The organism is Paraburkholderia graminis (genome assembly GCF_003330785.1).
In the GTDB taxonomy this organism is placed as follows: Bacteria; Pseudomonadota; Gammaproteobacteria; order Burkholderiales; family Burkholderiaceae; genus Paraburkholderia; species Paraburkholderia graminis.
The window spans coordinates 2,076,410-2,098,130 of the sequence record NZ_CP024934.1; the positions used below are offsets into that span (position 1 = coordinate 2,076,410).

Below are 21,721 nucleotides of genomic sequence, written 5' to 3' on the forward strand. Positions count from 1 at the left end.
GCTGGTTGAGATAGCGCCTACAGTACCGAAACGTGGTGCATCGGTAAAATCGATATAATCGATGCGCTCATCGTAAATACTTATAGCTGGCGAGTTTCGCTGCGACGGAGGCTCAGGTGCAATACGCGCAATTGCGGGCGTTTCATGCGGTCGCGGAACATGGCGGCTTTTCGCGGGCCGCCGAGGCGTTGTCGCTCTCGCAACCGGCGGTGTCGGATCACGTGCGGCGGCTCGAGCAGGATTACGGCGTGAAGCTGTTCGAGCGCGGGCCGCGCGGCGTCGAGACCACCGAACTCGGGCTACGGCTTTTCAGCGTGACGCGGCAGATGCTCGGTTGCGAGCGCGACGCGCGGCAGTTGCTCGAATCGGCGGGCGGCCTGGAGTCGGGGTCGCTGTCGCTCGCGGCGGACGCGCCCGATCTCGCGGTCGCGCTGATCCGCGCGTTTCGCAAGCTGCATCCGGGGATCGTGGTGACGCTGTCCATCGCCAATGCGGCGGACTGCATGCAGCGCGTGCTGTCGAGCGCCGTCGACGCCGCCATTACCGCCGCGCCGCAGGTTCACAGCCGGCTCGAATCGCGCGTATTGCGGCGCGACCCGCTGGTCGCGATGGTGCCGGTGCGCTATCCCGTCGCGAAGAAACGCAAGCTGAGTTACGGGGAACTCGTGCAGCAGCCGATGATTTTTCGCGAACCGCAATCGGTCACGCAGCAATTGCTGGAGATCGAACTGGTGCGCGAGTCGCTGCAAGTCGAGCCGGTCATGTATGTCGACGGCCGCGAGGCGCTCGAGGAAGCCGTCGCGCAAGGCATGGGCGTCGGCGTGATCGCGCGCGCGGAATTCAACCCGTCGCGGCGTATCAGAATGATTCCGCTCGACGATTGTCAGGTACGGATGACCGAATCGCTCACGCGGCTCGCCGGACGGCCGGGGTCGAATCTGCTCGATGCGCTCTTTGCCGTCCGCTTGCCGGGGAGCGAGGAATAAGCGAGGAATAAGCGAGGCAAAAAGCGACGCGCAAAAAAAGCGGCACCCGAGGGCGCCGCTTTGCCGCTACTTCAATGGATATTCTTAACGCACGCCGCCGCTGACGATCAGGCTTTCGCCGGTGATCCAGCGCGCGTCGTTGGATGCGAGGAAGGTGACGACGTCCGCGATGTCGTCCGGCTGGCCGAGGCGGCCAAGCGGCGTCGTGCTCAGCGCCCACTGCTCCAGGTCCGAACCGATGATGCCCGCGCTATGCGTGCCTTCCGTCACGACCATGCCCGGATTCACCGAGTTCACGCGAATCTTGCGCGGCGCGAGGTCCTTCGCGAGCACGCCCGTGATGCTGTCCACCGCGCCCTTCGTCGCCGAATAGACTGCGCTCGTCGGCGGCGTGATGCGGCTCGCGACCGAGCTCACGTTGACGATGCTCGCGCCCTCGCCCAGATGCTTGACCGCTGCCTGCGTGACCAGCAGCAGACCGAGCACGTTCACATTGAAGTGCTTATGGAAGTGCGCTTCGGTGATGTCCTCGATCGCCGCGAATTCGTACACGCCCGAGTTGTTGACGAGAATATCCAGGCGGCCGTAGGTTTCGACGGCGCTGTCGATAATGCCTTTCGCATCGGCGGCTTTCGATACGTCGCCGCCGACGGCGATGGCCTTGCCGCCCGCGGCGGTGATCGCGGCCACCACTTCGTCCGCGCCGGCCTTGCTCGACGCGTAGTTCACGACTACCGACGCGCCTTGCGCGGCCAATCCCTTTGCGATTGCCGCGCCGATACCTTTCGATGCACCCGTTACGACTGCGACCTTGCCTGTGAGCTTACTCATGATCTGGTTCGTCCTTTGACTGGATTTGCGCCGGCGTGCTGCCGCGGAAAATCGCGGCATTCACGCTGCTTCAGCAGGACGCTGCGGCGCTGACACTGGTGACAATGTAAGCACCACGGCCACGCGGATAAAGCGGCTCAAGGCGAATAGATACGTCAAGGCAGCCGAACAATGGGAAAGATGCGGTCGGCCGGCGATGTGTCGCGCTCACCGCTTGCGTCCGAAGACGAGAATATGCAGAGCGATGCTCAGCAGCACCGCCAATGCACCTAAAGTATCCAATGCAGCAGACAACACGATCGTCTCCTTGGCAGCTCGGGCTGCTCATTGCTTGAGAACGATTGCATGGCCCTTCGATTAAAGGACTTTTGCAACGCGCGCCGCGAATCAGGCAAACAACAGGGCAACCAACAATAGAGCAAACTTCCGACGACAAGTCCGCCCGCCGCAGTAGACAATGCCCTGATCCCGGCTACCGCACGCCATGCCTATGAAAGCGCAACGTCCGCGTCGTCCTCCGCCGCTTCCTCGCGAATCGCTTCATGCCGAGTGGCGCGATCACACGCTGCCCTATATCGTCGTCGCCGCGGCGGTCGCGCTTGTCGTCACGCTGATCGTGTGGCTCGTCGATCCGGCGCCGCCGAAAACGATCACGCTCAGCGCCGGTCCGCAAGATAGCTCGTTTGTCGCCGCCGCCGATCAGTACAAGAAAATTCTCGCGCAAAACGGCATCAAACTGAACGTACTCGAATCGGACGGCTCGGTGCAGAACCTTCAGCGTCTGCTCGATCCGAAGCAGCACGTCGACCTCGCGCTCGTGCAAGGCGGCGTGGCGGACGGGCTGGATACGTCGTCGCTGATGTCGCTCGGCAGCGTCTTTTATGTGCCGATCGTGGTGTTTTATCGCGGCACCGGCGTAACGGAGCTGGCGCAGCTCGAAGGCAAGCGGATCGCCGTGGGCCGCGAAGGCAGCGGCACGCGCCTGCTCGCGCTGAAGCTGCTGGACGCGAACGGCATTGGGTCCGGCGACGATACGACGCTCGTGCCGAGCGACGGTCTGCAAGCGGCCACGCAGCTCGTCGCGGGCGAGGTCGATGCGGCGATTCTCAGCGGCGATTCCGCGACCCGCGGGCTGATGCTGCGCCTGCTTCGCGTGCCCGGCATTTCGGTGATGAATTTCGACGAAGCCAGCGCCTATACGCGGCTTTTTCCGTATCTGGATCAGATCGATCTGCCGCCTGGCGTGCTGGATCTGCGGCACAAGATTCCGCCCGAGACCGTGCATCTGATCAGCCCGACCGTCGAGCTTGTCGCGCGTACCGATCTGCATCCGGCCATTTCCGATCTGCTGATCGAGGCGGCGCAGGAAGTGCACGGCAGGCCGGGCCTGCTGCAGCGCGCGGGACAATTCCCGAGCCCGATCGCGCACGAGTATCAGATCAGCGAGGACGCGCAGCGCTACTACCGCACCGGCAAGAGCTTCCTATACCGGACGCTGCCGTTCTGGCTCGCGAGCATCGGCGACCGCACGCTCGTGCTGCTGTTGCCGATCGCCGTGCTGCTTTTTCCGGCGATGCGGCTGGTTCCGGCGCTGTATCGCTGGCGTGTACGTTCGCGCATCTATCGCTATTACGGTTCGCTGATCGCCATCGAGCGCGGCGCGCTCGCGCAAACCACCGACGAAGAGCGCAAGCGGCTCTTCGCGGAACTGGATCAGATCGAGGAATCGTTGAATCGGCTGCGCATGCCGCTCGCTTACGCCGACGCGTTCTATGTGCTGCGCGAACACGTCGGCTTCGTGCGCGGCCGGCTGGGGGCGGCGGTGCGTTGAGCGGCCACCGGGTGATTGGTGGCCGATGCTCAGGCTTCGCGAGTGGCGGGAGCCGTCTCGGAGAGGTTGGCGGATTGCGCAGCGAGTTTGTCGTCAGACGGCGCATCGGCGGCGGTGGACTGCGGCTCGTTGGGCTCGGCTTGTTGCGGGGTGGCTTGCGACGCTTCTTGCGAACCCTGCTGTGACGCTTGCGCATCCACAGGCGCTTGGTTCTGCGCACCCACAGCATCGGCGGAAGCAGCAGATGCAGCCGGCGCAGCCGCTGCCGCCGCACTCTTCGCGCTCTTCGCCGCGCGATGCGCCTGCAGGCGCTGCGCGCCCGCCGCTTCCTGAGCCGTGACCTTGCCCGCCTCGGCGCCCGTCAGGTCGACGCGCGCGGCGCCTTCCACGAGACACTTCCAGTAGCGGCTGCCGCGGCACCACGTCTTGATCGCGTCGCGCAACTCGGCTTCGCTCAGCGACAGTTCCTTGGCATGCACCACGAGGTCTTCGAAGATGCCGACCTTCAGCGGCAGCTTCGGCGCCGGGTTCTTCGGGAACGCGTTCGGGAAGCGCTTTTGCAGACGGCCGATGGACTTCACCACCGGATCGACCGGCTTGGCGTCCGCGGCCGGCGCGCCAGCATTGGGACCCCCGCCGGGACCGCGCCGCGATTGTGACGGCTGCGACGGCTTGCCGGCAGGCCGCGCGCCCTGTCGGGCGCCCGCACCGGGGCCCGCGCCCGGCTTCGCGGATTTCGCAGCCGGCCTGCCATCGCTCCTGACATCGCGCCTTGAATCCGGCTTGCCCTCGGGCCTCGCGCCGGATTTGCCGTCAGCCTTCGCGGCCGGCGCAGCCTGGGCCCGTGCCGCGGCCAGTTGCTTCTTCAGTTCAGCGAGTTGTTCGAAACCCATAGCGCACAACCAATCAAGAAAGGGGAGATTGTAGCAGCGCTCCGTAAGAGATTAGTGACGGCATTGCAACGCCGGGCGGGCTGCCAGCATGCGCGGGCGCCTCTTTGCGATGCCGTTGGGCACTAACGCAGCGGATTATGCAAGGTGCAATAACCGTTCGGACGCTCGCTCCCCGCCCGGCGAGCGAACCGGGTGTCCGCGCGGGCATTGCGTCGGCTTCGCCCGCACGAGGGTTGCAGAAGGTTTCGGGATGCTGATTAACTTGCCGGCAAGTTTCCACTCAGCGGGCCGCTCAGCGCGGCCACTAAGCGCGCCCACTAAGCGCGCCCACTAAGCGCGGCCAAGATAACCGCATCGGCGCACGACGGGCCGCGCTCACCGAAGCCGGCGACGCTCGAGCGCGGCGTTCACAGCCACGCCAGACGCTGCGGCGATCTCGGCGATCGCAGCAAGCGCGGCGCTCGCCGTCATCATGCAAAGCGCCGCGCAACGATCGCGAACGTGTGCGCGGCGCTAGCCGCATCGCCGGCTAGATAGGCTTGATGTCCGCGGCCTGCTTTCCTTTCGGCCCCTGCTTCACTTCGAAGCTGACCTTCTGATTTTCCTGCAGCGATTTGAAACCCTCGGAGCGAATCTCCGAGAAATGGGCGAACAGGTCTTCACCTCCGTCGTCGGGTGTGATGAAGCCGAAGCCTTTTGCGTCGTTGAACCACTTTACTGTACCGGTAGGCATGTCGATTCCTCATGTGCATCTGGTTGACTGGGACTGCCGCTCGACTGTACGCCACTTGACGCGCCGGCGCTCTCCCCGGGCTTTCCATGACTAGCGCCTGGCGTCGACGCACAGGCCGCGGCGGCCGTCCGGAAACTGGGGTCGCAAGATGCGTGCCGCGCCCGCCGCGAGCGGAGCGGCCGCCGGTACGTTTGAGCGCAATCAGATAAGATGTTTCCTTATCGGCAGTCCATTCTCGGCCACGCGCGTTCGGCTCTGTACGCGAGCGCAGCGCAGCCTGTCGTTTTCCCATTTACAGGAACCAGCATGGCAATTTCGAGCTATACCGATACCCGACTTCTGATCAACGGCGAGTGGTGCGATGCCGCGAGCGGCAAGACTCTCGACGTATTGAACCCCGCTACCGGCCAGGTCATCGGCAAGGTGGCGCACGCCGGCATCGCCGATCTCGACCGTGCGCTCGAAGCGGCTCAGCGCGGCTTCGAAGCCTGGCGCAAGGTGCCCGCGCACGAGCGCGCCGCGGTGATGCGCAAGGCAGCCGCGCTGGTGCGCGAGCGCGCGTCCGACATCGGCCGCCTCATGACGCAGGAACAGGGCAAGCCGTTCGCCGAAGCGAAGGTCGAAGTGCTGGCCGCGGCGGACATCATCGAATGGTTCGCCGACGAAGGCCGCCGCCTCTATGGCCGCGTGGTGCCGTCGCGCAATCTCGCCGCGCAGCAACTCGTGCTGAAGGAACCGATCGGCCCGGTCGCCGCCTTCACGCCGTGGAATTTCCCGGTCAACCAGATCGTGCGCAAGCTGAGCGCGGCGCTCGCGAGCGGCTGCTCGTTCCTCGTGAAGGCGCCGGAAGAAACCCCGGCGTCGCCGGCGGGTCTGTTGCAGGCGTTCGTCGAAGCGGGCGTGCCGGCGGGCACCGTTGGCCTCGTGTTCGGCGATCCGGCCGAAATCTCGAACTACCTGATCCCGCATCCGGTGATCCGCAAGGTCACGTTCACGGGCTCCACGCCGGTCGGCAAGCAACTGGCCTCGCTGGCCGGCGCGCACATGAAGCGCGCGACGATGGAGCTCGGCGGCCACGCGCCGGTCATCGTCGCTGAAGACGCCGACGTCGCGCTCGCGGTCAAGGCAGCCGGCGGCGCGAAGTTCCGCAACGCGGGCCAGGTGTGCATTTCGCCGACACGCTTTCTGGTGCACAACAGCATCCGCGAAGAGTTCGCCGCGGCGCTCGTCAAGCACGCCGAGGGCCTGAAACTCGGCGACGGTCTCGCGGACGGCACGACCCTCGGGCCGCTCGCCAACGCGCGACGCCTGACGGCGATGAGCAAGGTGCTCGACGACGCGCGCAAGACCGGCGCGAAGATCGAAACGGGCGGCGAGCGCGTCGGCACCGAAGGCAACTTCTTCGCGCCGACGGTGCTCACCAACGTGTCGCTCGAAGCCGACGTGTTCAACAACGAGCCGTTCGGCCCGATCGCGGCGATCCGCGGTTTCGACAAGCTCGAGGAAGCGATCGCCGAAGCGAACCGCCTGCCGTTCGGTCTCGCGGGTTACGCGTTCACGAAGTCGTTCGCGAATGTGCATCTGCTGTCGCAGCAACTGGAAGTCGGCATGCTGTGGATCAACCAGCCCGCCACGCCGACGCCGGAAATGCCGTTCGGCGGCGTGAAGGATTCGGGCTACGGCTCGGAAGGCGGACCGGAAGCGATGGAAGCGTATCTGGTCACGAAGGCCGTGACGGTGATGTCGTCGTAACGCATGCAGTAACGCGGGCAACGGCTGATCGTTGCTGGCTGTAGAGAGTCCGCGAGTTGATGCTCGCGGACTTTTTTATTTCATCGACAAACGTTTTGTGTGAACTCATGCAACCCACGCTGACGGGCAACACGGTCGAACTGCGGCCACTGCAACGCGATCACGCGCAAGCGTTGCTCGAAGCCGCCGCCGATGGGCAATTGTGGAATCTGACGCTGACTGTCGTGCCAGGGCCCGGCACGATCGACGGTTATATCGACGCGGCGCTCGCCGGACGTGACGCGGGAACAGTCATGCCGTTCGTGATCGTGCGCCGCGATACGGGTGCGGTGGTCGGCAGCACGCGGTTCTGGAAAATCGACTACGCGAATCGCAAGCTCGAAATCGGGCACACGTGGCTCGGCGAATCGGCGCAGCGTTCGGCCGTCAATACCGAGGCGAAATATCTGCTGCTGCGTCATGCATTCGAAGCAATGCAATGCGTGCGCGTGCAGTTCACCACCGACGAGCTCAACGACAAGTCGCGCGCGGCGATTCTGCGAATCGGCGCAAAGCAGGAAGGCGTGGTTCGCCACGAGCGCATCATGCCGGACGGCCGCAAGCGCAACTCGGTGCGCTTTAGCATCATCGACGACGAATGAGCGCACGTTAAGGCCATGCTCGAAACGAAACTGGGGCCGCGTTAAAGCGGCCCCGGCGTTTCTACGCTCGGTCAGCGAGCATCAGCGCGCATGCTCACACCCGCTCACACATGCACGTCGCTCTCCTTCAGCGGCGTCGCCGCGGGCGTCAGCAATTCCTCGCGCAACGTATCGCGCGCGTGATGACGGCGCACCCACAGCGCGGTCAGCATCGGCACCAGAATCGCGGTCACGAGGCAGGCGGTCGCGACCATCGCCGTCGCGGCCGGCACGAGCGGCTTGAAGCTCGGAATCATCTCGCCGATGATCGCCGGGTTGGCCACCGCCGCGCCCGCCGTCGACGAAGCCGCGAGTCCCGCCGCGCCGTTGCCGCCCGCGATCCAGCGGTCCGCGAGAATCAGCGGAATGCCGGTCACGACGATCACCGCAAGGCCGAGCAGCACGCCCGCCATGCCGCTCTTCGCGATCACGTTCAGGTCGATGCCGTTGCCGAGCGCGAAGCCGAAAAACGGAATCAGCGGATGCACGCAGCGGCCGAAGAACTCGCGCAGATCGCTGTCGATATTGCCGAGCGCGAAACCGATCAGAAACGGCAGCACCGCGCCCACGAAAAGCCGCGGCTCGAAGAACGCGACGCCCGTCGCGCCGAGAATGATCATGCTGACGAGCGGCCCCGATTCGACCGACATCAGCACGAATGCGCCGGCCTCCTCTTTCGTGCCGTACTGCTGCATCACCGCGGCGTAGAGACCGCCGTTGGTCATGTCCATCGACGTCGTGATCGCGAGCACCGAGAGCCCGGCGAAGAGCCCGGCCTTGATGCCGTCGATGGGAATGAAATGCGATGCCACGAGGGTCGCGATCCACGCGACGACCATCTTCGTGACGAGCAGCGTGCCGGACTTGCGCAGCACAGTGCCGGTGGCGCGCAGGTCGATCGTCGCGCCCATGCAGAAAAACCAGACCGCGAGAATCGGCACGGTGCCGGCGATCAGGCCGTTGGTGAACGAGCCGAAATACTTGCCCGCGCCGGGCGCGAACGTATGAACGCAGGCGCCGAGCAGCAGCGGCACGAGCATCAGGCCGCCAGGAATGCGGTCGATGGCCTTCTTGAGCTTCATTGTCTCCTCCGTGGACTTGACGTCCAGTTGTCCGGTAACTCCACCTTGGGTAAGCACCGGTCTGACGCCGGCTGCTCCCTTTCGGCGCAATATAGCATCGAGTCAGGAACGTCGTTCCGGTTTTTTGCGCGACGAGGATAATCGTTTACCCGGCCTATGCTGGCGGGCCTCCGCTGGCTCACCCATGCCTCGCAATTTTTTATGGACCACTGTTCCGAAAAGGCGAATAACGCGCTACAGTCGAGCCCATGCGTGCGCCGCCGCTAAGCTGGGTAACTGCGGGAAGGCGCCCACCCACCGGAGACACAATCATGGAAGCAACGCTGCACGTGAGGCAGGCCGTCAACAGCGAGTATGCGAAGACGCTGGACACCGCCGGATTGCGCAAGGAGTTCCTCGTCGACGAGGTGTTCGAGCGCGACGCGCTGCGGCTCACGTATAGCCACATCGACCGCATCATTGTGGGCGGCGCGTGGCCCGCCGCGCGCGCCGTCGAAGTGCCCGGCTCGCTCGGCAAGGCGATCGGCGTCAGCTATCTGCTCGAGCGGCGCGAACTGGGCGCGATCAACATCGGCGGCGACGGTTGGGTCGACGTCGACGGCACGCGCTACACGGTGCGTAACGAGGAGGCGATCTACATCGGCCGCGGCGCGCAATCGGTAGCCTTCGGCAGCGACGACGCCGCGCAGCCGGCCAAGTTCTACCTGAACTGCGCACCCGCACACGAGTCGCATCCGACTCGCACGATCTCGCTCGCGCAGGCGTCGCCGCAAACGCTCGGCGATGCCGCGACGAGCAACCGCCGCACCATCTACAAGTTCATCGTGCCCGAGGTGCTGCCGACCTGCCAGTTGTCGATGGGCATGACCAAGCTCGAACCCGGCAGCCTGTGGAACACGATGCCCTGCCATACGCACGAGCGGCGCATGGAGGTGTATTTCTATTTCAATGTCGCCGACGATGCCGCCGTCTTTCACATGATGGGCGAGCCGAGCGAGACGCGGCACATCGTCGTGCATAACGAACAGGCGGTGATCTCGCCGAGCTGGTCGATCCACTCGGGCGTCGGCACGCGGGCCTATACGTTCATCTGGGGGATGGTCGGCGAAAACCAGGTGTTCAGCGACATGGACCATATCGCGGTGCGGGACCTGCGCTGAGCGCATCGCATCGCATCGCATCGGCCGCTCGCCATACGAAACTCACGACATGGGCTTTGACATTGTGAATATCTCCGCCACCAACCGCCCCGTGACCCATCCGTTCGATCTGACTGGCAAGGTCGCCATCGTCACCGGCAGCAACGCGGGCCTCGGCGCGGGCATGGCGCTCGCGCTCGCCGAGGCGGGCTGCGACATCGTCGGCGTGTCGCGTGCCGATGCGGGCGATACGCCCGAGCGCGTCGCCGCCGCGGGGCGCAGATTCGCAGACGTGCGCGCGGACCTCGCGTCGATTGCGCCAGTGGACGACATCGTGCGCGCCGCAGTGGAAGCGTTCGGACGTGTCGACGTGCTGGTGAACAACGCGGGCATCATCCGTCGCGAGAACGCGCTCGACTTCACCGAGGACGACTGGGACGCCGTGATGGACCTCAATCTGAAAAGCCTCTTCTTTCTCGCGCAGGCCACGGCAAGACAATTCGTCGCGCAGCAAAGCGGCGGCAAGATCATCAACATCGCGTCGATGCTGTCGTTCCAGGGCGGCATACGCGTCGCGTCGTACACGGCGTCGAAAAGCGGCGTGCTCGGGCTCACGCGGCTTCTTGCCAACGAATGGGCCGCGCAGCGCATCAACGTGAACGCGATTGCGCCCGGCTACATGGCCACCGCGAACACCGCGGCGTTGCGTGAGGACGCGCAGCGCAACGACGAAATCCTGAGCCGCATTCCGGCCGGCCGCTGGGGCGCGCCGGACGATCTCGCGGGACCGGTGGTTTTTCTGGCGTCGTCCGCGTCGGACTACGTGCACGGGCATACACTCGCAGTAGACGGCGGATGGCTCGCGCGCTGAGTCTTCAACATACGCGACGAGACGCGGTATGCTCGCGGCGTCCGCCGCAACGCGGCACGCAATAGCGTTCGAATACGGTTCGAATAGAAGTTCGATCAGGGAATCACGGAAATGGCAGCAACCGGCAAACAGCAGCGTAAGGACGTTCCCGCGACCCTTGCGCACGACGCGGACAGCGTCGAGTGCGGCAGCGACAAAGGCGAATCGGCTTCGTCGATTGGCCGCGTGTTCGCGATTCTCGGCGCGATCGGCGACAGCGGGCAGATCGGCATCAGCGAACTGTCGCAACGGCTCGGCATGTCGAAGACGACCGTGCATCGCGTCGTGCAGACGCTGAAGGCGCTCGGCTACGTGACGCAGGAAGTCGAGACCGAGCGCTACCGTCTGACCATCCGTCTGTTCGAACTCGGCGCGAAGGCGCTGGAGAGTGTCGATCTCGTGCGCGAAGCCGACGTCGAAATGCGCCGCATCGGCCAGCTCACACGCGAGGCGGTGCACCTCGGCGCATTCGACGAAGACGCGATCATCTATATCCACAAGATCGACGCCGATTACGGGCTGCGCATGCAGTCGCGGATTGGCCGGCGCAATCCGCTTCACAGCACGGCAATCGGCAAGGTGCTGCTCGCGTGGATGGAGCCGGCCGACGCGCGCGAGGTGCTGTCTCACGTCGAATTCCGCAAGTCGACGCAAAAGACGTTGTCGTCGGCCGAGGCAGTGTTGAGCATTCTGCCGCGCGTTCGCGAGCAAGGTTACGGCGAAGACAACGAGGAGCAGGAAGAAGGCTTGCAGTGTATCGCGGTGCCGGTGTTCGACCGCTTTGGCCGCGTGATCGCCGGCCTGTCCATTTCATTTCCGACCATGCGCTGCGGCGCCGATACGAAGTCGCACTACGTCGCGCTGCTGCGCGAGTCGGGCCTTGCGATCTCGACGCGGCTCGGCTATCGCGAAGCAGCCGCGCCGCAGCATGCGGCCGCCGAACCGGGTTGATCGAGCGCTGATGCAGCGTTCAGGTTGCGTTCAGGTTGCGTTCAGGCAATCGCACCCGCTCAAGGCAGCATCCGCTGCAAGACATCGTCCTTCAGCACGAAGCGATGAAAGAGCGCGCCCGCCACATGCAAGCCGATCAGCACGAGCAAGACCCACGCAAGATACCCGTGGATGTCGCCCATCTCATGCCCGACGCTGGAGCCGGTCGGCGAAATCGACGGATACGGCAGCACGCCGAAAAGCTTGATCGTCCAGCCGCGCGATGACGCGTTCGCCCATCCGAGCACCGGCACGACGACAAGCGCGAGATACAGCAGTCCGTGCGTGATATGCGAAACGACGCGAAAAAACGGCGACACCGATGCCGGCGACGGACGATGCGTGGCACGCCAGACGATTCGCAGCACGACGGCCGCGATTAAGGTTGCGCCCACACCGAGATGCCACGCAATCAGCCCTTCGGGCAGCGTGCCCTTGTGAATGTCCGGCATGGTCCAGCCGATCACGAACTGCGCCGCAATCAGCAAGACGATCAGCCAGTGAAGCAAGCGGGCGACGCCGTCATAGCCGGTCGCATAACGGCGCGCATTCGTATCGAAGGATTGCATCTTCATAGGACGTCTCGTTTCTCGTTGGGCATCGTGGGTTGGGCACGGGGCGGGCGCCGGCGTGCGAGCCAGTATGCTACCGGTCAAATATTAATAAAAGCTGAACTGCGGTCCGGCCGATTGACCAATCTCAGGCCTCGCGTCGCAAACGATCAACGTAAAACGCCAGTCTGCAACCGAATGTATCCGCGCGGCATATAGGCCGCGTCTCGCCCTGCCTTCCGCTTTTCAGCGCTGCTTGCACCACGCCTTTGTTGCGCCACGCCTCATCCAAGACCTGCGTACGCGGCCTTTTCATAGCGTGCTCAATGGCTTGCCCCTCGTTTGCACTTCGTAGCCGCGGTCATCACGCGGCACGTGCGCCCTCGCCTGCCCGCGCCCTGCACAAACAGTCCACGCGATGCACGCGACACGTCCTGTTACACACGAACACAACGGTAATACCGCCTCTCAGTAGAGTTCGGATCAACAGCAACGAGGAGCAATCTCATGAAACGAATTTTTGCGCTGGTCATTCTGGCGGCGACGCTCGGCACCGCGTTGAGCGGTTGCATCGTGGTGCCCGATGGCGGCTATCACAACCATTACCGTTACCACGACCGTTACTGATCGCGGCGCGCGCCGAGCCCTACACACTCAATCATAAGAACACGGGAACCCACCCCATGAATCAATCACGAAGCCGCTTGCTCTCTATTGCGATCGTCGCCGGTGTCGGCATCGGGGCGTCGTCGGCGGCGCTCGCTCACGTCGACGTCGGCGTGAACATCGGCGTTCCGGGCGTCGTGTATGCGCCCGAGCCGGTCTATGCGCCGCCTCCGCCGCCGGTGTATGCGCCGCCGCCACCGGTGGTCGTCGTTAGTCCCGGCTGGTATGGCGAGCGTTACTACGACGGTCATCGCTATTGGGAACGTCGCGAATGGGAAGAGCGTCATCGCGAACGCGAATGGCGCGACGCGCGCGGTCCGCACGGAGACTGGCGCGGCCACGGCGAAGGACATGGCCGCGGCGAGTGGCACGGCCACGGCGGCGATCATTGATCGCGCGTAGTGCGGCGCTACACGTTATGACGATCGCGCCGCGCTGCATTGGGCTTTGCCTTTGCATTGAGGTCTGCGTTTGCGTTTGCATCGGCAGCTTGCAGGAGCGACAACTTGGTACGCACTGATCCACGACGAGTCAGCGCGCAGATCGACGGCATGCTCGTCTGCGCGGAGTACAGCGAACAGACCGGCCAGTTGTGTTTGCGGCAGAACGGCGCGCTCGTTCGCGAATGGTTTCCACCGCATTCGTGGATGGCGATTGCGTCCGTCGCGGGCGCGCGGCATTGGGGCACGCGACCAACCGACGACGACCTCATCGCACTGCTGCGCAACGAGATGACGTTGTTGCGCTCGCCGCAATCCGGCACGATGCAGAAATAGAAAACCGCGCGGCGCCTAGGGCGTCATGCGGTTTTTTCGTTTGCGGTTTGAACGCGAAAACTCCGCGCCCTGCTCTTTCGACAAACTTTATCGTGCGTTATAAACCGGCGGCGAATACGAACTGAACGTGACGTCGCCGCCGCGGCCCGCTTGCCACGAACCGTGGCTGCCCGAACCATAGCCGCTGTTCTCGACTCGCGCGGCGCCCTGCTGGCCCGCGGCCTGACTTTGAATAACCTCGACGCCTTGCTGCGCGGCTTGCCCCGACGTCTGCGCCATCGAAACGATCGGCGCGCCCAGCGCGACGGCAACTGCAACAGCCTGAATGAGCGATTTCATTTGACCACCTCCAGTCATGCTTCTTATGTGTGCTGCGAACGGAATTCGTTGCAGCGGTGAAGGCAGTGTAGGTGCGCCGTCGTAGACGATAAATCCGCTAATCCTGAATTCACTGTTGCTGTTGCACCGACAATCGCAGCCGCCGGCGTTGCGCTCAGTCTTGCGGCACGGCCACGCCGACGTAGTTCTCCGCCATCACCGTGGCCGCGCTGCGCGACGTCGTCACGTATTCCAGTTCGGCCACCTGAAGCTGCTGCTCGAACGGCGACGCGCCCTCGATCCGATGCATCATGCTCGTCATCCAGTACGAGAAATGCTCCGCGCGCCAGATGCGCTTGAGCGCCGTTTCGCTATAGCGTTCGAGCAGATCGCTGCGGTTCTCGACGTAGAACGCGTTCAATGCCTTCGTGAGCAACCGCACGTCGGCGACCGCAAGGTTCATCCCTTTTGCGCCGGTCGGCGGCACGATATGCGCGGCGTCGCCGGCCAGGAAGAGCCGGCCATGCTGCATCGTCGCCGAAACGAAACTGCGCATGCCGACAATGTTCTTCTGAAATATCTTGCCGTCCTTCACGTGCTGACCATCGTGCGAATCGACGCGTGCATGCAGTTCGGCCCAGATGCGGTCGTCGGACCAGTTATCGACGGAATCTTTCGGATCGCATTGAAAGTACATGCGCTGCACGTTGGCCGAGCGCGTGCTGATCAGCGCAAAGCCGCGGTCGTGGCGCGCATAAATGAGTTCATCGGAAGACGGCGGCCCTTCGCATAGGATCCCGAACCATCCGAACGGGTACACGCGTTCGAAGTCGCGGCGCAACGCCTGCGGAATCGATGCGCGCGAAACGCCCTGCGAGCCGTCGCAGCCGATTACGAAGTCGCACTGCAACTCGCAGAGTTCGCCTTCGTGGCGGTAGCGGATCGACGGCTTGTCGGTGTCGATGCCATGCAGCGACGTCTCCGATACGCCGAAGCGCAATTCCCCGCCCGCTGCCACGCGCGCCGCGACCAGATCCTTGATGACCTCGTGCTGTGCATACACGGTGATCGAGTGGCCCGTCAGTCCGGTCAGATCGATGCGGCGGCGCTTGCCTTCGAACGCAAGCTCGAAGCCGTGATGCAGCGCGCCCTCCGCCTTCATGCGCTCGCCGACGCCGGCTTGCGTCAGCAGATCCATCGTGCCCTGCTCGAGCACGCCGGCGCGTATCGTCGATTCGATCTGCTCGCGCGTGCGCGTTTCGAGCACGACCGACTCGATACCGCGCAGATGAAGAAGATGAGAAAGAAGCAGGCCCGCGGGCCCCGCGCCGATGATGCCAACCTGAGTGCGCATGATGTGTCTCCTGAGTGCAAGTGTGATTTGCGCCCAGTTTGACGATTGGCCCGGCTATCGCGCAACGCGATACGGCGGATACGCTGTATCGTCTTTTGAGATAGCAGGACAGCGCTGCAAGCGTCACGCAAAGCCGCCGATACGGCGCGACGCCCTGCTGACGGCGCTTGCAGCGCAGTGCCTGTTTATGCGGTGCGATTGCTCGTACGTGAGGCGCTCAAGGTAAACCCCGAGTGCGCCGATAACGTTCAGCCGAGGAACAGCCGGTAAACCGGATTCTGCGTCTCTTCCCAGTACGGATAGCCGAGCGTCGCGAGGAAGCGGTCGAACTCGGCGTTATCCGTTTCCGGCACCTGGATGCCGACGAGAATCGAGCTGTAGTCCGCGCCCTGGTTCCGATAGTGGAAGAGGCTGATGTTCCAGTCCGGCGCCATCGACGAAAGGAATTTCATCAGCGCACCTGGCCGCTCGGGAAATTCGAAGCGGAACAGACGTTCGTCGTGTGCGAGCGGCGAGCGGCCGCCGACCATATAGCGAATGTGTTGCTTCGAGAGTTCGTCGAAAGTCAGATCGACGGTGGCGAAGTTGTGCGCCTCGAAGGCGCTTGCGATCTGCGCCGATTCGCTGCGGTTCCTGATCTGCACGCCCACGAAGATATGCGCGGATTCGGCTTGCGCAATCCGGTAATTGAATTCGGTCACGCTGCGTGTGCCGACCAGTTCGCAGAATCGTTTGAAGCTGCCGCGCTCTTCCGGGATCGTCACCGCGAATACCGCTTCGCGCGCCTCGCCGACTTCGGCGCGTTCGGCGACGAAGCGCATCCGGTCGAAGTTCATGTTCGCGCCCGACGTGATCGCGATCAGCGTCTGGTTCTCGATGCCTTCGCGCTCCGCATATTGCTTCGCGCCCGCGACTGCGAGCGAGCCCGCCGGTTCGAGCACGCTGCGCGTATCCTGGAAGACATCCTTGATCGCGGCGCAGAGTGCGTCGGTGTTGACCAGCAGCACGTCGTCGAGATATTCGCTGCACAGGCGGAAGGTTTCTTCGCCGACGAGTTTGACGGCGGTGCCATCGGAAAACAGACCGACTTCATTCAGCGTCACGCGCTCGCCCGCTTTCAACGACGCGGCCATCGCGCACGAATCGTCGGTCTGCACGCCGATCACCTTGATCTCCGGGCGCACCGATTTCACATACGCCGCGACACCCGCCGCGAGTCCGCCGCCGCCAATCGGCACGAAGATCGCGTGAATCGGGCCTTGATGCTGGCTCAGAATTTCCATCGCGACGGTGCCCTGGCCGGCGATCACATACGGATCGTCGAACGGATGCACGAAGGTCAGGTCGCGCTCTTTCTGCAACTGAACCGCGTGGCCGTACGCATCGCTAAACGATTCCCCAAACTGCACGACTTCGACCGTCGGCCCGCCATGCGCGCGCACGGCATCGACCTTGACCTGTGGCGTCGTGACCGGCACCACGATGATCGCCTTAACGCCCATGCGTGCCGCCGACAACGCCACGCCCTGCGCATGATTGCCCGCCGACGCGGTGATTACGCCGCGCGCGAGCGCGTCGGCGGACATGTGCGCCATCTTGTTGTACGCGCCGCGCAGCTTGAACGAGAACACCGGCTGGTTATCCTCGCGCTTTAGATACACGGGATTACGCAGACGCGCCGACAGATGCCGCGCGCGTTCGAGCTCGGTCTCGCGGGCCACGTCGTAGACGCGCGCGGTGAGGGTTTTTTTCAGGTAGTCGTGACGAAGCGCGACATGGTCGACGGCTTCATCGAGCGGTTGTGATTCGCGTGAGGGCAAGGCAAGCTCCTGTGCGGCAAGGACGTGTCATCGAAAGTCGACCAGGAGGCGGAGCAAGCGGACATAAAAAACCCGCCTCGTGGGGCGGGTTATGTGTGACTGCTATCAGACGCGCGCTAACCCACCATTCGATGAATGATGCTAATAATCAGCGCAATACGGATGTCGAGGCAGTTCATGCGGACGATCATCGTTGACTGGTCAGGATTTGTCAATGCAAGTGTGCCGCGAGTCCACCGTGCGAAACGAGCGCGCGATCAGCGCACTCAATCCCGCACGCCGCTCTGCTTCTTGAACGAACTCAGAATGCGCCGCTCGAGCGCGTTGTAATCGCCGCCGAAATGATGGTCGCCCGACGTGCGAATCACTTCGATGCCGGTCTTCGTCAGCGTCGGACACAGCGTGTCCTCCTCGTTCTGGCCGTAGATGCATTGCACGATCGCGGGCGGCACACGCGCCAGTTCAGGGCGCACTTTCAGCGCCTTGTCGCTCGCGGGCATGCCGAGCCAGCCGCCGACGCGAATCTGGAAATCCGCGTCAGGCGCAAAGCCGAGCAGCGAGATCAGCGACACCTTCGCGCGCAACGCCTCGGGCAAGCGGTTATACGCGAACGGCATCACGTCCGCGCCGAACGAATAGCCGATCAGTGCAATGTGCTCGGCATGCCAGCGCGCGCCGTAGGTTTGCATCACGCGCGCGAGGTCGCGGCTCGTTTGCGCGGGCGGCTTCTCGCTCCAGAAGTAGCGCAGACTGTCGATGCCGATCACCGACACGCCGTCTTTCTGCAACGCCTGGGCGATGGTCTTGTCGAGATCGCGCCAGCCGCCGTCGCCGGAAATCACGACGGCCATCAGGCCGTTCGGATGCGCGGCGGGCAGTTCGATGAGCGGCAGATCGGAGACGTCCTCGTCATGCGTCGACACGGTTTGCAGATGCGGCGCGATCAGCGCGACAAGACGCGCGCGGTCGGCGTTGCCTGCGTTGCCTGCGTTGCCTGCGTTGCCCGTCGATGCCTTTTCGACGAAGCCCGGAATCTTGTCGCGAATGATCGTCGAATCGGGCGGGCACGGCTTGAAGCGCGGATCGAGCGTGTGCTCCGCATCCACGACGACAGCCCCGGCGATCGTGTTCGACGGCGCCTGCTCCAGCACCTGCATCGCGAGCGTCGCGCCCTGGCCCGTGCCCGCGACGATCGGCGCGAAGTAATGGTTCGACAGCGACTGCCGCTCGAGTTGATGGCTCAACGCTTCGGCATCGCCGACGAGCTGATGGCAGGCTTCTTTCTTCTGCGCAGGATCGGTCGCGAGCTTCGCGGCATAGCGCGCGGTATCCACGCCGACGGTCAATGCGCCCTGCTTCGCCAGCGCGTCGGCGCTTTGCTGATCGGCCGCGCTCCAGCCGCTCGCCTGCGAGTAAAGCACCACGAAGCCGCGCAGGGGACCGACCGGCTGCGTGACGGTGACGTTGCCGTAGCGGCCGCCGGAAATGGTGGTCGTCGCCGCGTTCGCGAGCGTGCTGCCCGCCACGAGGCCCGCCACGACGGCGAGCCTGAAAAACGATTGCAAAGTCATGAACGCCGGCCTCCCGCCAGCAATGACAGGTCCGCGAGCGTGAAGACCACGCCCACCGAACCCGACGCCGCGAGATAGCGCGGCTCCCAATGCGGCTGGAACTTGCTCTTGAAAGCGCGCAGTCCGCGGAAGTTATAGAAGCGGCCGCCGAAGCGCCACACGATGCCGGCAAGCCGGTGCCAGCGCGACGCAAGCGGCGTCGGCTGCATGCCCGAGAGCGGCGCGATGCCGAGACTCAGCGAGCGGAAACCGGCCTGCTTCAGATGCAAGGCCAGTTGCGTGAACAGATATTCCATCGCGTACGGCGACGCGCTTTCCACGTGACGCATCACGCCGACGGTCGCCTCGGTGTTCAGGTCGGTCGTCATGAAGGTGACGAACGCGACCGGCTCGCCGTTCTGGCGGACCAGCATCACCGATTGCGCGGCGAGGTATTCGTCGGTGAAAGCGGCGACCGAAAAGCTCTTCTCGCGCGCATCGCGGCTATTGAGCCAGCCGTTGGAAATGCCGCGCAACGTTTCGAGCGACGCCGGCACGTTCGCCTGGTCGATCACTTCGACCGTGAAGCCGTCGCGCTCGCCGCGCTTGAGCGCGTAGCGCAGATGCGCGCGGTGCGAGCCCTTGAGATCGAAATCATCGAGCACGACGTGCGCTTCCTCGCCGAGCTTCATCAGCGAGAGGCCCGCGTCGAGATAGAGCGGTAACGCGTTCGCGCGCACCTGGTAGAAGGCCGCGCGTCCGCCGTGCGCATGCGCGAGCGCGACGAACTTGCTGATGAGACCGGCCCACTCCGCGCGCGGACCCACGGGATCGTGCAGCGCGGCCCACGTGCGGCCGTATTTCGCGTACATCAGGAACGCTTGCCGCGACTCCGAGAACAGGAAGCTCTTGTCGCCCATCAGTGCGAGGCCGGCGTCGCTGCGCTCCTGCGCGCGCACGATGCGCGCCGCGTCCTGCAAATCTTCCGGCGCGGGCTTCACGAAGTGGCCCGGCGCGGGACGCAGCAACTGCCAGAACGAGAACGTCGCGGCGAACAGGCTCGCAGCGAGCGTTGCGCGCAGCGCACGCGGCGCGCGTTCGTCGAAGGCGAATTGCCACCACAGGTCACGCGTATAAGGAACGTCGCGGAACGCGAACAGCATGACCCACGTCGCGAGCATCAGCACCATCGCGACCGAGACGAGCCAGCCGGCCGTGAAGCGCTCGGCGAACAGCGACGAATGACGATTGAAGCGCCGGCGCGTCGCGAGCAGCAGCACGATCAGCGTGCACAACACACCGGCTTCGACGAATGCCAGCCCCTTGGTCAGCGACAACGCGAGGCTCAGCACCGCGAGCAGCAAGGTCATCCACCAGGCGGCATCGAGACGCCGCAGCAGCCCGCGCGCGACGAACAGCAGCAGCACGCCGAGCACGCTGCACAGCATCTGCGAGCTTTCGAGCACCCACAGCGGCAGCACGTCGCGAAGAATATGAAGGCGCTGCCAGAACGCGGGCGTCGCACTCGAGATCACCAGCATGCCGCCGACCACGAACGTGACGAGGCTCAGAAACAGCGGCGCGAGTTTCGACGCGGCCGCCGCATGGCGCAGCGGCAGACGGCCTTTCAGCGCGCGGCCCTCGAAACCCGCGAGCAGCGCAGCCGATACGACGAGCGGCGCGCCGAAGTAGATCGCTCGATAAGCGAGCAGCGCGGCGACCATTTGCTGGGTCGCGACGCTGCCGTTCAGCGTGAACACCATCGCCGCTTCGAACACGCCGACGCCGCCGGGCGTATGGCCGATCAGGCCGAGCAGCATGGCCGCGGCATAGACGGTAATGAAGGTGACGAAGCTCACGTGTGCATGCGGCAGCAGCGCCCACAACGCGAGGCCGGCGGCGATCACGTCGACGACCGCAAGGCCGACTTGCTCGAGCAGATCGCGGCGCGCGGGGATGTCGAACGAAAGCCATTGCCAGCGCGTGCGGATCGCGCGCGTCTCGGCGCGGCATGCGGCGGTCAGCAGAATCAGCGCGGCGAGCAGCAACGCACCGACCCAGCGGACGGTGCCGGGCGAAAGATGCAGCATCGGTGCAAGCGGGCTGGCGAGGCAGACCATGCCGAACGCCGTCATCAGGACCAGTGCAAGCGCGAGCGAGACGCTCGTGAAGACCGTCATGCGGCCGATCTGCGCGGGCGTGATGCTCGAGGCGCCATACACGCGGGCGCGCACCGCGCCGCCCGTCAACGCGCCGAAGCCGGTGGCGTTGCCGAGCGCCGAGCCGGCCGTCGCGCCGATCCATAGCGCCGGGCGCGGCACACTCGCACCCAGGTAGCGCAAGCCGACTGCATCGCGGCCGACGAGCGCCACGTAGCTGAGCGCCGTGGCGGCCAGCGCGGCGGTCCACTCGGAGGCGGACAAGCGGCGCAGCTCGTGCATCACCGAGCGGTAGTCGACGGCCTGCGACAAATGCTGGAGCACGCCGAGCAGCAGCGCGCAGATCGCCAGCGCGAGCACGGGCGAGAGCAATCCCCTGATGCCTCGCGCTTTGGATGCGCGGACGAACATCGCGCCCAGCCGGTCGAATTTATTCTTATATCGATGGAACATGGTCAATGCGGGCCTTGCGTGGAGCTGTCAGCTGTCGCGGCGACGGGCCGTCTGCCGCCAGGTCGCCTTGCGGCGATTACAACTGGATAACGGCAAGCAGATCAAAAGGTTGACACTGCGGGCCTTTGCGCCGGGGTTTAACCTGGGCGGAACCCGCGCCGCGCCGGCCGGCCCGGAAGTCAGGGGGCTGAAGTTTAAACGCTAATCGTGGACGGTCAACGAAGATTCGTCGCGGGTTGACGTGAGC

Annotated in this window: 19 protein-coding genes; 9 read left to right on the forward strand and 10 right to left on the reverse strand. The window is 64.4% G+C overall.

The genetic code is table 11. From position 1 onward, the window contains the following. The first annotated feature begins 116 nt into the window (after nt 1-116). Complete coding sequence (locus tag CUJ91_RS09220) at nt 117-986, forward strand: LysR substrate-binding domain-containing protein (RefSeq protein ID WP_107707799.1); 870 nt, start codon at nt 117-119, stop codon at nt 984-986. 84 nt (nt 987-1,070) lie between these two features. On the opposite strand, the gene CUJ91_RS09225 is transcribed toward CUJ91_RS09220, so the two are convergent. Further along, entirely contained in the window at nt 1,071-1,817 is a 747-nt protein-coding gene (locus CUJ91_RS09225) for a glucose 1-dehydrogenase (protein WP_006052815.1), read from the reverse strand. A gap of 490 nt (nt 1,818-2,307) precedes the next feature. On the opposite strand from CUJ91_RS09225, the gene CUJ91_RS09230 reads away from it, so the two are divergent. Continuing rightward, the gene (locus CUJ91_RS09230) at nt 2,308-3,648 is read left to right on the forward strand and encodes a TAXI family TRAP transporter solute-binding subunit (RefSeq protein ID WP_006052816.1); all 1,341 of its coding nucleotides are present in this window, start codon (nt 2,308-2,310) and stop codon (nt 3,646-3,648) included. A gap of 29 nt (nt 3,649-3,677) precedes the next feature. Here CUJ91_RS09230 and CUJ91_RS09235 read toward each other — a convergent pair whose 3' ends face one another. Both CUJ91_RS09235 and CUJ91_RS09240 read right to left on the reverse strand, forming a co-directional pair. Beyond that, nucleotides 3,678-4,541, reverse strand: coding sequence for a ProQ/FinO family protein (locus CUJ91_RS09235; RefSeq protein WP_114156155.1), 864 nt, complete (start codon nt 4,539-4,541; stop codon nt 3,678-3,680). 529 nt (nt 4,542-5,070) lie between these two features. Then, on the reverse strand, nt 5,071-5,274 hold the full coding sequence (locus CUJ91_RS09240; protein WP_006052818.1) for a cold-shock protein: 204 nt from the start codon (nt 5,272-5,274) through the stop codon (nt 5,071-5,073). Between the two features lie 306 nt (nt 5,275-5,580). On the opposite strand from CUJ91_RS09240, the gene CUJ91_RS09245 reads away from it, so the two are divergent. Both CUJ91_RS09245 and CUJ91_RS09250 read left to right on the forward strand, forming a co-directional pair. Continuing rightward, on the forward strand, nt 5,581-7,026 hold the full coding sequence (locus tag CUJ91_RS09245; protein WP_107707802.1) for an NAD-dependent succinate-semialdehyde dehydrogenase: 1,446 nt from the start codon (nt 5,581-5,583) through the stop codon (nt 7,024-7,026). A gap of 107 nt (nt 7,027-7,133) precedes the next feature. Beyond that, nucleotides 7,134-7,667 carry a GNAT family N-acetyltransferase gene (locus CUJ91_RS09250; RefSeq protein ID WP_114156709.1) on the forward strand — a complete coding sequence of 178 codons (534 nt, stop codon included), beginning with the start codon at nt 7,134-7,136 and terminating at the stop codon, nt 7,665-7,667. 104 nt (nt 7,668-7,771) lie between these two features. Here CUJ91_RS09250 and kdgT read toward each other — a convergent pair whose 3' ends face one another. Continuing rightward, on the reverse strand, nt 7,772-8,788 hold the full coding sequence (gene kdgT / locus CUJ91_RS09255; RefSeq protein WP_053858142.1) for a 2-keto-3-deoxygluconate transporter: 1,017 nt from the start codon (nt 8,786-8,788) through the stop codon (nt 7,772-7,774). A gap of 323 nt (nt 8,789-9,111) precedes the next feature. Here kdgT and kduI point away from each other — a divergent pair, with 323 nt between their 5' ends. From kduI to kdgR, 3 genes are all read left to right on the forward strand, one after another. Continuing rightward, nucleotides 9,112-9,948 (forward strand): 5-dehydro-4-deoxy-D-glucuronate isomerase, encoded by an 837-nt coding sequence (kduI, locus tag CUJ91_RS09260; RefSeq protein ID WP_114156710.1) that lies wholly within the window; start codon nt 9,112-9,114, stop codon nt 9,946-9,948. Between the two features lie 49 nt (nt 9,949-9,997). Further along, nucleotides 9,998-10,798 carry a 2-dehydro-3-deoxy-D-gluconate 5-dehydrogenase KduD gene (kduD, locus tag CUJ91_RS09265; RefSeq protein WP_114156156.1) on the forward strand — a complete coding sequence of 267 codons (801 nt, stop codon included), beginning with the start codon at nt 9,998-10,000 and terminating at the stop codon, nt 10,796-10,798. Nucleotides 10,799-10,909: 111 nt separating this feature from the next. Beyond that, the gene (gene kdgR / locus CUJ91_RS09270) at nt 10,910-11,788 is read left to right on the forward strand and encodes a DNA-binding transcriptional regulator KdgR (RefSeq protein ID WP_114156157.1); all 879 of its coding nucleotides are present in this window, start codon (nt 10,910-10,912) and stop codon (nt 11,786-11,788) included. A 59-nt stretch (nt 11,789-11,847) separates the two neighbouring features. On the opposite strand, the gene CUJ91_RS09275 is transcribed toward kdgR, so the two are convergent. After that, nucleotides 11,848-12,402: a cytochrome b gene (locus CUJ91_RS09275; RefSeq protein WP_181324897.1), complete on the reverse strand. Its 555-nt coding sequence runs from the start codon at nt 12,400-12,402 to the stop codon at nt 11,848-11,850. A gap of 659 nt (nt 12,403-13,061) precedes the next feature. Here CUJ91_RS09275 and CUJ91_RS09280 point away from each other — a divergent pair. Next, nucleotides 13,062-13,436, forward strand: coding sequence for a hypothetical protein (locus CUJ91_RS09280; protein ID WP_029968545.1), 375 nt, complete (start codon nt 13,062-13,064; stop codon nt 13,434-13,436). Nucleotides 13,437-13,550: 114 nt separating this feature from the next. Continuing rightward, nucleotides 13,551-13,820, forward strand: a complete 270-nt coding sequence (locus CUJ91_RS09285; protein ID WP_006052828.1) for a hypothetical protein — start codon at nt 13,551-13,553, stop codon at nt 13,818-13,820. Between the two features lie 87 nt (nt 13,821-13,907). Here the strand turns inward: CUJ91_RS09285 and CUJ91_RS09290 are convergent, their stop codons facing one another. The 5 genes from CUJ91_RS09290 to mprF all read right to left on the reverse strand — a co-directional run bounded on the left by CUJ91_RS09290 (nt 13,908) and on the right by mprF (nt 21,432). After that, nucleotides 13,908-14,159, reverse strand: coding sequence for a hypothetical protein (locus CUJ91_RS09290; protein WP_114156158.1), 252 nt, complete (start codon nt 14,157-14,159; stop codon nt 13,908-13,910). A 154-nt stretch (nt 14,160-14,313) separates the two neighbouring features. Further along, a complete protein-coding gene (locus CUJ91_RS09295) occupies nt 14,314-15,492 on the reverse strand; it encodes a 4-hydroxybenzoate 3-monooxygenase (RefSeq protein ID WP_006052830.1) in 1,179 nt (392 codons plus the stop codon). A 248-nt stretch (nt 15,493-15,740) separates the two neighbouring features. Next, complete coding sequence (gene ilvA / locus CUJ91_RS09300) at nt 15,741-17,312, reverse strand: threonine ammonia-lyase, biosynthetic (protein WP_114156159.1); 1,572 nt, start codon at nt 17,310-17,312, stop codon at nt 15,741-15,743. A gap of 266 nt (nt 17,313-17,578) precedes the next feature. After that, complete coding sequence (locus tag CUJ91_RS09305) at nt 17,579-18,883, reverse strand: virulence factor family protein (protein ID WP_114156160.1); 1,305 nt, start codon at nt 18,881-18,883, stop codon at nt 17,579-17,581. Continuing rightward, nucleotides 18,880-21,432 carry a bifunctional lysylphosphatidylglycerol flippase/synthetase MprF gene (gene mprF, locus CUJ91_RS09310; RefSeq protein ID WP_244231001.1) on the reverse strand — a complete coding sequence of 851 codons (2,553 nt, stop codon included), beginning with the start codon at nt 21,430-21,432 and terminating at the stop codon, nt 18,880-18,882. Before mprF ends, CUJ91_RS09305 begins: the two co-directional genes overlap by 4 nt. Between the last annotated feature and the right edge of the window lie 289 nt (nt 21,433-21,721).